A 12,288-nucleotide genomic window follows, 5' to 3' on the forward strand; every position below is an offset into this window, starting at 1 on the left:
GGAATCACGCTCCACGATCGGTGGAGCGGTCGCTGCGAGCAGGCGAAGAGCCCGGCCCCCCGGACGACGGGGCCGGGCTCTCGCGTACCGGAGCGACTACGGGCGGAACCGCAGCACCTGCGGGTCGTGGTCGCTGATCTGGTCGGAGAACTCCGAGTTGATGTGCACGCTGTCGTACTCCAGGCCGCAGTCCTTGCGGATCGACGGGCTGACCAGGATCTGGTCGAGAACCTGGGCGTTGCCCTGGTAGTCGTACGTGTAACGCTGGCTCTTCGGCAGCGACTTGATCGCCGACCAGAGCTCGCCGTCGCCCTCCAGGATCTTGGCCGTGTCGGAGAACTCGAAGTCGTTGATGTCGCCGAGCGCGATGACGTCGGCGTTCTTCTGCGTCTTCAGGATCTCGTCGACGAAGGCGTTCACCTCGGTCGCCTGGGCGTGCCGCTGGACCTCCGAGCTGCGCGCCGGGGGCTGGTACTGCGCGGTCAGCCCCTGGTCACCGCCCTTGGAGTTGAGGTGGTTGGCGATCACGAAGACCGTGTGTCCGCGGAAGACGAACTCGCCCGCGAGCGGCTTGCGGCTGCTCTTCCAGGCCTCGTTCGCCGGGTCGACGCGGCCGGGCGACGCGGTGAGCTGCGCCTTGCCGTGCACCTTGGTGACCCCGACGGCGGTCGTCGAGTCGCCGCCCGCGCGGTCGGTGAAGGAGACCCGCCCGGGGTTGAAGAGGAAGACCTGACGGATGTTGCCGCCGGGCTCGCCGCCGTCCTGGTCGTTGACCGGGTCGATGGAGCGCCAGTCGTACTTCGGGCCGCCCGCCGCGACGATCGCGTCGATCAGCTTGTTCACCGTCTGGTCGGCGGCGACCGTGCCGTCGTCCGTCGCGCCGTTGTTGTCCTGGATCTCCTCCAGGGACACGATGTCGGGCGAGTTCAGGTTGTTCACGATCGCGGACGCGTGCGCGGCGAACGTGCCGTCGCCCGGGTCCAGGTTCTCGACGTTGTACGTCGCCACCGCCAGCTCACCGCGCGACTGCTTCCGGGTGGTCTCGCGCTCCAGACCGCCCTTCTGAAGGGTGCCGAGCTGGTTGGCGACGAGGGTGTAGCCGCCGAACTGGTTGTAGTCGAGCGGACCCGCCGTGGTGCCGGTGAGCTTGTCGCCGACGTTCGCGGTCGGGAAGTCGGCGGTCGCGCCGAGGGACTGGATCTGTATCCGTCCGGTGTTCTGCGAGGTGTACGAGCCGTACACCGTGCCGCCGCGGTGGGTGGCGTGCTCGTGCGGCTTCACCGTGACCCACAGCTCGGTGTACGGGTCGGTGGCGGTGACCACGCGGGTGTCGGCGACCTGGACGTTCGTGCCCTCGAGGGACTCGTAGTAGTCCAGGGCGTACGTCGCCGGCTGCAGGGTGAGGGCGTTGACCGAACCGCCCGCGGCGGTGTCGCCGGCCGGGGCGTAGTCGTCCGGCACGGACCTGGCGTCGACGACCGTCGCGGCCGGGACGGCGTTGCCGTTGGAGACGACGGTGACCGTCGGCTTGGTGACCTCGGTGACCGACTGGTTGCCGGTGGAGACGCCGCCCGGGACGTACTCCGAGACCGTGCCCGTCACCGTGACCGAGTCGCCGACGGCGACCTTGGGGGCGGAGCTGGTGAAGACGAAGACGCCCTCACTGGTGGCGGGGTCGGCGTCCGGGGTGGGGTCCTGGAACCAGAAACCCTTGGACGAACCGTATGTCCGCACGCCGGTGACGATGCCGGGCACGTCCGTGACCTTCGTGCCCGCGAGGGGGGAGGTCCGGGTGGTGCCCTGGATGTCGTGGATGTGGACGGTGTCCGCCTGGGCCGGTGTGGTGAGCACAACGGCGGAGACGGTGGAACAGACCGCGGCGACGGTCAGCGCGCCGATGCGCGCGGTTCTCTTGCTCGGCAAGGGAATCCCTCCGGGGACGTTCGTGAGCGCCGGGACGAGGGTGGACTGGTGGGGGGAGCGCGACCTGCTTGCGGGCCAGTGACGCGCGTAGAGGGGTCTGGCCGTACGGCCGTTGAACTTCTACGCGCGTCAATCTCGTGTGTGGCGGGGGGAGTTGTCAAGGTTTCGACGGTGTACGAGACCTGTCGGACACATGAACCGGGCGGCATGGGTGGAAATCCGTCTAGGCTGAGCAGTCGGCACGGATTTCCCGGGCCGCCCCCGGGCCTCGGGCCCGTCGGCGCCCGGCGGGATCCGGCGCACGCCGTGACCGATGGTGTTCGGAGGAGAACTCAGCCGATGTCAGACAGCTCTTCCCTGCCGCCCGTGCGACTGCACTCCGAGGCGCGGCTGGCGCGGGACGCGCTCGCCGCGCCGCTGCTCTCCCGCGCCGCGCGGCTGGCCCGCTGGGCAGGTCCCGCCACCCGTGTCGGCGCCGGAGGTGAACTCGTCGAGGAACAGCTTCCCGAGGCGGCCGGAGTCCTCGGCCTGACCGGTGACGACGCGGCCGCCCTCGCCGGTGAGGCCTGGCGGGTGGCCGTCGACACCGGGCTCGTCGAGATCGCGGACGAGGAGGACGAGGCGGAGGGCACCGTCACCCAGGGCGAGGACCTCGCCCTGCTCACCTCCGGCGCCCCGCAGGACGTCCTCGGCTTCTGGCTCGGCGCCCTCGACGTCGTGCTGGCCGACGCGAGCGTGCCCGACCTCGGCGGTCTCGTCGACGCCATGGACGAGGAGGGCGAGATCGACCTCTCCTCGCTGGACTGGGACCCGGATGCGGAGTCCGCGCTCCTCGACGGGGTGCTCGGCAACCTGTATCTGCTGACCGTCGGCGAGGACGCGCTCGGCGAGGTGTCGGTGCCGCTGCCCGCGCTCGCCGCCTCGGTGATCCTTCCCGACGACATGGGGGAGCCCACCGACGACGTCCTGGAACAGGTCTCGGACGCCATGATGCGGCTCGACGAGCAGTTCAGGCTGCTGGAACCCATCGGACTCGTCGAGTTCCAGCCGGTCGACGAGGCCCTGATGGCGGAGGCCGCCGAGGAGTCGGCCCCCGCAGACGACATGGACGTGTCACGGTACGGGGTGGTGCGCCTGACACCGCTCGGTCTGTACGGACTGCGCGCCCGGCTGATCGAGGCGGGCTTCTCCGCCCCCGCGGTCGGCGAGCTGACCGACAAGGGCGCGGACACACTGCTGGACGGCACGGTCGGCTTCCCTCCGACCGCCGCCCAGGCCGAGATCGAGCAATGGCTCGCCCGGCGTGAACCGCTCCCCGCCGCACAGGAGTTGCTCTCCGCGGCGCGTGGCGCGGACCCGAACGCCCCGCTGCGCCGCCTGCACTGCCAGCAGGCCCTCGCGCTCGTCGGCACGGAGGCCGAGCCGGCGCTGCGCGAGGTGCTCGACGACGCCGAACTGGGCGGTCTCGCCCGGGTCTGGCTCTCCGAGCGCGGCGCGCCCGACGTGCCCCCGCCGTCCGAGGCGATGGTCTTCTGGCTGACCATCGACACGGTGGCGGCACAGCTCGCCGCGGAGGGGAACTCCGCGGAGCTCCAGTCCCTGGTCGAGGGCCTGGCCCGGCAGCACAGCGGCTTCTTCGACACGGCCTGGCGGGTCGATCACCCCGCCGCCCCGGACGTCCTGGAGGCCATGGGCCGTCTTCACCCCGACAAGAAGGTCGCCAAGGAGGCCCGCAAGGCGGCGTTCAAGGCCCGGTCGCAGCAGGGAGTGTGACACCGCCGGTGAGGTGACTCGGTCACCGTGTGCCCGGCGCCGTCTGCCGGGCCCGTGTGCCGGGTCCGGGCGGGTCGCTCCCCGGAGCGGCCCGTTCCGTGCGCCGGTCGGGTGGATTCACGCAAGCGGGCCCTCGGAAGTCGGCGCGCGTTCAACTCGTGTTCAGGGGAGGGCGGGACGGTGTGGCCGCGATCCGAGGTCGCCAGCCGCCCCCCAAGACAGTCCGAGTCCACCGTCACAGGAGACATCACATGTCGCTCTCTCGCAGGGACTTCGCCAGGCAGTCCGCGATCACCGGTGCAGGCGTGGCCCTGATCGGCAGCGTGGGCGCCCTTGCCACCGCCCCCAACGCGCTCGCCGCCACGGAGACGGAGACCGGGGGCGCGGGTGAGGACTCGGCGGAGTCCCGCCACGGCGGCGTCGGCTACGGCCCGCTCGTCACCGATCCCAAGGGCCTCCTCTCGCTGCCCGCCGGGTTCTCCTACCGCGTCATCACCCACAGCGGCAGGACCAAGCTGGAGTCGGGTGAGTTCACGCCCTCCAACCACGACGGAACGTCCACCTTCGAGGGCCCGCGCGGCGCCACCCTCCTGGTCAACAACCACGAGCTGGCCGGCCCCCGTGCCAACTGGCCCTACCCGGTGCCGCTCACCGAAGGCCTCGTCTACGACCCCGCCGCCGCGGGCGGCTGCACGGTCGTCGAGGTGCGCCGGGACAAGGTCGCCGAATGGGTCGGCATCGCCGGCACGGCCACCAACTGCGCCGGCGGCAACACTCCTTGGGGCACCTGGCTCACCTGCGAGGAGACCGAGGACAAGGCCGGCACCAACGGCTTCACCAAGGACCACGGCTACGTCTTCGAGGTCGACCCCGAGGACCGCCGCCGCAACCGGAACCCCAAGCCGATCAAGGCGCTCGGCCGCTACGCGCACGAGGCCGTCGTCGTCGACCCCAAGCGTGACCGCCTCTACCTCACCGAGGACGCCTCGAACCCCAACGGCCTGCTGTACCGCTGGACGCCCCCGCAGGGCTTCGAGCACGGCCACGGAAAGCTCCGCACCCTCGCCGACGACGCCGGGTCGCTCCAGGCCTTCAAGTGCTTCGACTCCGGCGGCAAGTTCGTCGACGACCTCTCCCGTGCCACGAAGATCGGCACCGTGTACGGCGTGGACTGGGTCGACGTCACGGACCGTGACGCCAGGACCGTGTCCGTCCGCAAGCAGTTCACGGCCGGCCAGGTCACCCGCGCCCGCAAGCTCGAGGGCATGTGGTGGAGCGACGGCGGCGTCTACATCGTCTCCTCCTACGCCCGCACCGAGAGCCCCGGCCAGGCGCACGACGGAGCGGTCTGGTTCTACGACCCCAAGCGCCGCACCCTGACGCTGAAGGTCCTCATCGGCGTGAACCCCGACCCGTCCGTCGACGGCGCCTTCGACGGCCCCGACAACATCACCGTCTCCCCGTACGGCGGCCTCGTCATCGCCGAGGACGGCGAGGGCGTTCAGCACCTCTTCGGCGCCACCGAGAGCGGCCGTACGTACCCGATCGCCCGCAACGAGCTGAACATCGGCACCGCCGAGGCGCCGGAATACAGCGAGTTCACCGGCGTCACCTTCTCGCCCGACGGCCGGACCCTCTACGCCAACATCCAGGTGCCGGGCATCATGCTCGCCATCACCGGCCCCTGGAAGCGCCAGAAGCGCGGCTGAACTCCCGCCGTTTCCCCGGCGATTTAATTCGCTCGCCCGACGCGCGGCCGCCCTCCTAAAGTGATTCCTGTCCAGGTGCGAAGGCAGGACCTACTTCCACTGATAACGGGGCGGCCGCGGGTTCGAGTCCCGCCACCGGTACAACGCGCCGGTGTAGCTCAGGGGTTAGAGCACCTATGTCGGTTCAGCCGAACCTGAACTCTGGACACCACAACTTCATGCACCTCCCGGTGCGCGGGCCGCGGCTACTTCTCTCTCAAAGAATCCGTGCCGTGGCCGACTTGATCTCGGGAGGCGCAGCTCATGGTGGGTGCCCGGTGCGCAGGCAACGGTTACTTCATCGGGATCGGAATGTCGCGGGTTCAAGTCCCGTCATCGACCTCGGGTCGGTGTAGCTCAGTTGGCAGAGCGTCTGAACAAGTCCGTCGCCGACTCCTGATCTCGGGCACCCTCCATTTGCTGTGCCTCCCTCCGAAACGCGACTTCACCGTCGTAGAACGAATTCGGGGGAATTCACCATGGCACGATTCAACACCAAGGCGGCCAAGGCGCAGCCCACTTCCCGCGTGACGTCCACCGGCCGGGTGCTGCGGACACACCAGGGCGGCCGGGGCCAGGAGCGCGACGCGCACTCCGAGCTCTTCCTCCTGGCGATCGCCAACTTCGTCTCGCAGCAGACCTTCTACGAGACCGGCGAGGCCCGCGACGACCGGTTCGCCGCGCTCGTGCGCGAGCTCGCCGTTTCCGACCCGTCCTGGACCGCCGGACTGCTGGGCTGGCTGCGCGGAGAGGGAAACCTGCGCACGGCCGCGCTCGTGGGCGCCGCCGAGTACGTGAAGGCGCGCCTGGACGCGGGCGCCACCGACGGCCCGGCCAACCGGCAGGTCGTCGCCTCCGTACTGCGCCGGCCGGACGAGCCGGGCGAGCTGCTCGCCTACTGGACCTCCCGGTACGGCCGCAACGTGCCCAAGCCCGTCAAGCGGGGCATCGCCGACGCCGTGCGGCGTCTCTACCACGGCAAGTCGCTGCTGAAGTACGACACCGCGTCCAAGGGGTACCGCTTCGGCGACGTCCTCAACCTCGTCCACGCGGCGCCGGATCCGGACAAGTCCTGGCAGGGCGACCTGTTCCAGTACGCGCTGGACCGGCGCCACAACCCGGACACGGCCGTCGTCCCCAAGTCGCTGCCCGTGCTGGCCGCCCACCGCGACCTGATGGCGCTGCGGCCCGCCAAGCGGCGCAAGGTCGTGACCGGTGCGCAGGGGGCGCGGCGCCTGGCGGACGCGGGGATGACCTGGGAGGCGCTGGCGGGCTGGCTTCAGGGGCCGATGGACAAGGCGGCCTGGGAGGCCGTCATTCCGTCCATGGGCGCCATGGCGCTCGTCCGCAACCTGCGCAACTTCGACGAGGCCGGCGTCAGCGACGAGGTGGCGGCACAGGTCGCCGCGAAGATCAGTGACCCGGCGGAGGTCGCGCGCTCGCGGCAGTTCCCGTTCCGCTACCTCGCGGCCTACCAGCACGCGCCGTCGCTGCGCTGGTCGTACCCGCTGGAGCAGGCGCTCGGTCACTCGCTGGCCAACGTGCCCGCGCTGCCCGGCCGGACGCTGGTGCTCGTGGACCGTTCGGGCTCGATGTTCTACTCGCGTCTGTCGGAGCGTTCCGAGCTCAACCGGGCCGACGCGGCGGCGATCTTCGGCACGGCGCTCGCGCTGCGGGCGGCGGACGCGGATCTCGTCGAGTTCGGCACCACCAGCAAGCGGGTGGACTTCAGCGCGGGCGAGTCCGTGCTCAAGGTCATCGGGCGGTTCGGTGACCTCGGTGGCACCGACACGACCGAGGCGGTCCGCGCGCACTACAAGAAGCACGACCGGGTCCTCATCGTGACCGACGAGCAGGCCATGTACAGCCAGTTCGGCGACCCGACCGAGCAGGTACCGGCGCACGTCCCGGTCTACACCTGGAACCTCGCCGGCTACCGCGCGGGCCACGGACCCTCGGGGAAGGGCAACAGGCACACGTTCGGGGGACTCTCGGACGCGGCTTTCCGGATGGTTCCGCTTCTGGAGTCGGCGCGGGACGCGGACTGGCCGTGGGTCCAGGCCGGCTGAGGGGTGAGGCCCTCGGGTCCGGGACAGGGCGCGGCCCGTACTTCGGTACGGGCCGCGCCCCCGTGCGTGCCGGGCCAGGCGGGGCCGGCCTCTCACGCCCCGCGTTCGCGTGCGGTGCTGGTGATCACGAACGCCGACAGCAGCAGTGCGGTCAGGGCGATCAGGGAACCGGCGCCGAACGCGCGGGCCGAGCCCTCGGTGAGGATCTCCGACGGTGAGCCGCGGGAGTGCCGGGTCGCCGTGCCGAAGACGGTGACCAGGACGGAGAGTCCGAGGGTGCCGCCGAGCCACTGGAGGGTCTGGAGCAGTCCGGACGCGGATCCCGCCTCACGCGGTCCGACGCCCGCGAGGATGGTGGCGTTCAGCGGCAGGAAGCTCAGGCCGACGCCCAGCCCCATCACCAGCAACGGCCCCAGCAGGCCGGCGAGGTAGCCGTCGCCGGGCTCCAGTCGCCACAGCCAGGCGCCCGCGACGGCGATCAGGGACATGCCTGACAGCAGGACGGGCCTGGTGCCGAAGCGCTGGAGCAGCCGTGGCACGAGACGCACGGTCGTGAACATCACCAGAGTCATCGGCAGGAAGGCGAACCCCGTGCGCAACGGGCTGTATCCGAGGGCCTGTTGGCTGACCAGGGTGAGGAAGTAGAACGCGCCGAACATGCCGGCGGGCAGGAGCAGGACACCGGCGTAACCGCCCGCCCGGTTGCGGTCGGCGAAGAGACGCAGCGGCATGATCGGCTGCTCCGCGCGCCTCTCCACCAGGAGGAAGCCGACGAGCAGGGCCGCCGCCGTGCTGAAGCCCAGCATCGCCCGGGTGTCGCTCCAGCCCCGCTCCGAGACCCGGATGAACGCGTAGACCAGCGAGGCCGTGCCCGCCGTGCCGGTGAGCGCCCCCGCCGCGTCGAAGCGGCCCGCGTGGCGCGGGGTCTCGGTGACGAAGCGCGGCAGGGCGGTGGCGACCGCGATGCCGATCGGTACGTTGATCAGCAGGGACCAGCGCCAGGACGCCCACGACGTGAGCACACCGCCGAGGACCAGGCCGACCGACGCGCCGATCCCGGCCATCGAGGAGTAGACGCCGAGGGCGTGGTGGCGTCGGGGGCCCTCGGGGAAACCGGTCGTGATGAGGGCGAGGGTGCTGGGGGCGATGAGCGCGGCGCCCACGCCCTGGAGCGCGCGGGCCGCGAGCAGCCAGGAGCTCTCGGTCGCGAGGCCGCCGAGCAGTGAGGCGGCGGCGAAGAGGAGGGCGCCGGCGGTGAGGATGCGACGGCGGCCCGCGACGTCGCCGATCCGGCCGCCGAGGAGGAGAAGGCCGCCGAAGGCGAGGGTGTAGGTGTTGAGGACCCAGGACAGGCCGGTGGGGGTGAAGCCGAGGTCCCGCTGGACGTCCGGCAGGGCGACGTTGACGACGGTGGAGTCGATTCCGACCATCAGATAGGCCGTCACGATGACGAGAAGGGCGGTGGTGCCGGTCTCGTCCGCGGGACTGAGCCGGCTCGGGCGTAAGCCGGCTGACGGGCTGTCGGCGGCGGGGGTGCCGGTGGGCATGGAGTTCTCCTGGTCCGACGTCCCCGGTACGGTGCGAGTGGGCAGCACGGACTGCCCGCGAAATAAGCGGGGACTGTCTCCGTTTAACCCTCGCCAAGATACGGAGAGGGTCCCCGGTTCGCAAGGAGTATCTGAATGGCCCAGGTGAAGCCGATGCGGGCGGATGCGCGGCGGAACTATGAGCGGCTCCTCGCGGAGGCGGCGGTCGCGTTCGCCGAGCACGGGGAAGGCGCGTCTCTGGACGACATCGCCAAGCGGGCCGGCGTGGGATCCGGGACGCTGTACCGGCACTTTCCCACCCGGCAGGCGCTGCTCGAAGCGGTCTACGTGGACACCATCGAGGCGATCGCCGTGCGCGCGGACGAGATCGCGGCGGAGCTGCCGCCGGGTGAGGCGCTCGTGGAATGGCTCAACGAACTGAGCCTCGGGATGATCCAGGTGCGTGGGCTGAAGGCGCTGCTCGGGTCGGCCGTCGCGGACGGGAGTTCCGAGCTGCTGGACCGGTGCGGGGCCTTTGTGAAGGGGGCGGCGGCGCGGCTGGTCGAGGCGGCTCAGCGCGAGGGGACCCTGCGGACCGATGTGGAGCCGATCGACGTGCTGCGGCTGGCGCACGGGGTGGCCACCGCGTCGGAGCTCGGGAGCGGGGACGGGGCGTACATCCGTCGGTATCTCTTGTTGTTGACGGAGGGGTTGCGGGCGTAGCCCTCCGGGGGGCACCGGGGGCGGGCGGTCCGGTGGGGGGTGGATCGGGGCCGTGCCGGTTCGCTGCGCTGGCGTCTGCCGGGTGCGGTGCGGCTCCGGTGGGTGGGTCGGGGTCGTGCGGGTTCGCTGCGCTGGCGTTCGCGGGTGTGGTGCGGGTCTGGTGGTGGGGGGCGGGGCCGCCGTGCCGGTTCGCTGCGCTGGCGTCTGCCGGGTGCGGTGCGGTGCGGCTCCGGTGGGTGGGTCGGGGCCGTGCCGGTACATCCACCCGTCGCCGTTGGATCAGACCTCGGTCCGGAGCGAGCCGCTGCTCGATCCGGGCGTAAGCGACGGGCATCCGATGTACCGGCACGGCCCCTCCCGTGCGTTCCCGGCTGCGGGTGCGTCGTGGCCGGGGCGCGGGTTCGGGTGGCCTCCGGCCCGGCTGCGGGTGGGGTGTGGCCCGGGGGTCAGAGGGACTCTGCTGCCGGCTTCACCATGCCGCGGACCGTGCGGGACTTGACGAAGTTGCCCATGGCCGTCATGTCCCACTCGCCGGAGAACTGCTTGATCAGCTTGGCCATCATGACGCCCGTCTGGGCCTCGGCGTTGGTGAGGTCGAAGCGGACGAGCTCCTCGCCGCTGGCGGCGTCGATGAGGCGGCAGTAGGCCTTGGCCACCTCGGTGAACTTCTGGCCGGAGAAGGAGTTGACCGTGAAGACCAGGCCGGTGACCTCCTGGGGGAGACGGCCGAGGTCGACGGTGATCACCTCGTCGTCCCCGCCGCCCTCGCCCGTGAGGTTGTCGCCGGAGTGCTTGATCGCGCCGTTCACGATCGAGAGCTTGCCGAAGTAGCAGCTGTCGATGTGGTTGCGCTGCGGGCCGTACGCGATGACCGAGGCGTCCAGGTCGATGTCCTTGCCGCGGAAGGCGGGTTCCCAGCCGAGGCCCATCTGGACCTTGGAGAGGAGCGGGGCGCCGCCCTTGACCAGGGACACCGTCTGGTTCTTCTGGAGGCTGACCCGGCCCTTGTCGAGGTTGATCTTGCCGGTGGCCGGAGGCGCGGGGGGCATGGGCGGGACCGGGGGAGCGGCCGGGGGCCGGGGAGCGGCGAGGCGGGGGTCCGCGGCCGGGGCCGGCGGCTGCGCCGCGGGGGCGGGCTGTGCGGCCGGGGCGGGTTCCTCCACGCTCACGCCGAAGTCGGTGGCGATGCCCGCCAGGCCGTTCGCATAGCCCTGGCCGACCGCGCGGGCCTTCCAGGCGCCGTTGCGGAGGTAGACCTCGACGATCACGAGGGCCGTCTCGGTGCCCAGCTGGGGAGGGGTGAAGGTGGCCAGGACCGTGTTGTCGTCCGCGTTGCGGATCGTCGCGGTGGGCTCGATGCCCTGGAAGGACTGGCCCGTGGCGTCCGGGCTCGCGGTGACGACGATCTTCTCGATGCCCGGGGGGACCGCGGTGGTGTCGACCGTGATCGCGTCCGGCGCCGTGCCGCCGCCGGAGCGGTAGGTCACGCCGGGGCCGGTGGGCTGGTTGTAGAAGATGAAGTCCTCGTCGGAGCGCACCTTGCCGTCGGCGGTGAGCAGCAGGCTCGACACGTCGAGCCGCACCGGGGCGGTGACGTCCACCGTCACGCGCGAGACGGGGAGAGGGATGTTCGAGCCGGGGGTCATAGCTGTCATGCCTGGGGTAACGAGCGGAGGCGCTTTACCGTTCCCTTACCCAAGGGGTGAGTTGCGGGGCCATGTCCTCCTTCGCCCCCGACATTCGGATTCGCTCCTGGCGGGTGTGTGAAGGAAGCCCTCGGACGTCTGGGTGGAGCCCCCGGTCACAGACGGCGCTCCCGCGGTACCGCATCACTCTTTCGGTGAGCCGATCGAACACCGGGATGAATTGAATGTCCCCCTGAAGAGTGACGCAGGGCTTTGTCGATCTTGGTCGCATGTCGGCGGGGAAGGGATGCCTCGGCCCGAACGATCAGCGGTGTCCGCGTGGGCGCCGCACGTCAGAAATGGAGTCGGCCTTGCCCCCCGTACCGAACGGAACCTGTGTGATCACCCGTCCCGGCGAGCAGATGCTCACCATGGAGCGAGGGTCGTCGGAGCCCAAGACGGCTGTTGTGCTGCTGCCGCCCACCGGCAATCCCGGCGAGCAGGAGTGGCAGCTGGACAATCTCGGCAACGGCAACTGCACGCTGCGCAATCTCAGGAGCGGGACGTATCTGTCCTTCGACTCCGATCCGGAGGTGAACAAGCCGATCGCCGGGTTCCCGGAAGCGCGCGAATGGGCGCTCTACCAGAGTGCGCAGCCGGGCATCTTCCACATCGTCGTCCCCGGAGGCCCCGTCGACGGCCAGGAGCTGGCCCTGGACCTCAGCCTGCTGCGGATCTTCCCGCCCCGGCTCGCCCTGCGGCCGCTCGACGTCGGCAACGCACGCCAGGCATGGATGTTCCAGCCCATGGAGTAGCGGCGTGAACCAGGTGCCCGGGCCGGCGACCGGCCCGGGCACCGGCCACGGTTCGTGCCTCGGTTCGCGTGCTCCGGTTCACGAAG

At 70.9% G+C, this 12,288-nt stretch carries 8 protein-coding genes; 5 read left to right on the plus strand and 3 right to left on the minus strand.

Going from position 1 to position 12,288, the window contains the following annotated elements:
• Positions 1-96: 96 nt before the first annotated feature.
• Entirely contained in the window at positions 97-1,923 is a 1,827-nt protein-coding gene (locus OG780_RS31210) for an endonuclease/exonuclease/phosphatase family protein (RefSeq protein ID WP_328453781.1), read from the minus strand.
• Between the two features lie 339 nt (positions 1,924-2,262).
• Here OG780_RS31210 and OG780_RS31215 point away from each other — a divergent pair, with 339 nt between their 5' ends.
• The 3 genes from OG780_RS31215 (at position 2,263) to OG780_RS31225 (ending at position 7,513) form a co-directional block, all read left to right on the plus strand.
• Positions 2,263-3,696 (plus strand): hypothetical protein, encoded by a 1,434-nt coding sequence (locus OG780_RS31215; protein ID WP_328453783.1) that lies wholly within the window; start codon positions 2,263-2,265, stop codon positions 3,694-3,696.
• 251 nt (positions 3,697-3,947) lie between these two features.
• A complete protein-coding gene (locus OG780_RS31220) occupies positions 3,948-5,405 on the plus strand; it encodes an alkaline phosphatase PhoX (RefSeq protein ID WP_328453785.1) in 1,458 nt (485 codons plus the stop codon).
• A gap of 518 nt (positions 5,406-5,923) precedes the next feature.
• A complete protein-coding gene (locus OG780_RS31225) occupies positions 5,924-7,513 on the plus strand; it encodes a TROVE domain-containing protein (protein WP_328453787.1) in 1,590 nt (529 codons plus the stop codon).
• A 92-nt stretch (positions 7,514-7,605) separates the two neighbouring features.
• Here OG780_RS31225 and OG780_RS31230 read toward each other — a convergent pair whose 3' ends face one another.
• Complete coding sequence (locus tag OG780_RS31230) at positions 7,606-9,060, minus strand: MFS transporter (protein WP_328453789.1); 1,455 nt, start codon at positions 9,058-9,060, stop codon at positions 7,606-7,608.
• A 135-nt stretch (positions 9,061-9,195) separates the two neighbouring features.
• On the opposite strand from OG780_RS31230, the gene OG780_RS31235 reads away from it, so the two are divergent.
• On the plus strand, positions 9,196-9,762 hold the full coding sequence (locus OG780_RS31235) for a TetR/AcrR family transcriptional regulator (RefSeq protein WP_326788495.1): 567 nt from the start codon (positions 9,196-9,198) through the stop codon (positions 9,760-9,762).
• Between the two features lie 446 nt (positions 9,763-10,208).
• On the opposite strand, the gene OG780_RS31240 is transcribed toward OG780_RS31235, so the two are convergent.
• Entirely contained in the window at positions 10,209-11,408 is a 1,200-nt protein-coding gene (locus tag OG780_RS31240; RefSeq protein WP_328458527.1) for a TerD family protein, read from the minus strand.
• A gap of 350 nt (positions 11,409-11,758) precedes the next feature.
• On the opposite strand from OG780_RS31240, the gene OG780_RS31245 reads away from it, so the two are divergent.
• Positions 11,759-12,202, plus strand: a complete 444-nt coding sequence (locus OG780_RS31245) for an RICIN domain-containing protein (RefSeq protein ID WP_328453791.1) — start codon at positions 11,759-11,761, stop codon at positions 12,200-12,202.
• Positions 12,203-12,288: the final 86 nt, after the last annotated feature.

It is taken from the genome of Streptomyces sp. NBC_00386 (genome assembly GCF_036063235.1).
Taxonomy (GTDB): Bacteria; Actinomycetota; Actinomycetes; order Streptomycetales; family Streptomycetaceae; genus Streptomyces.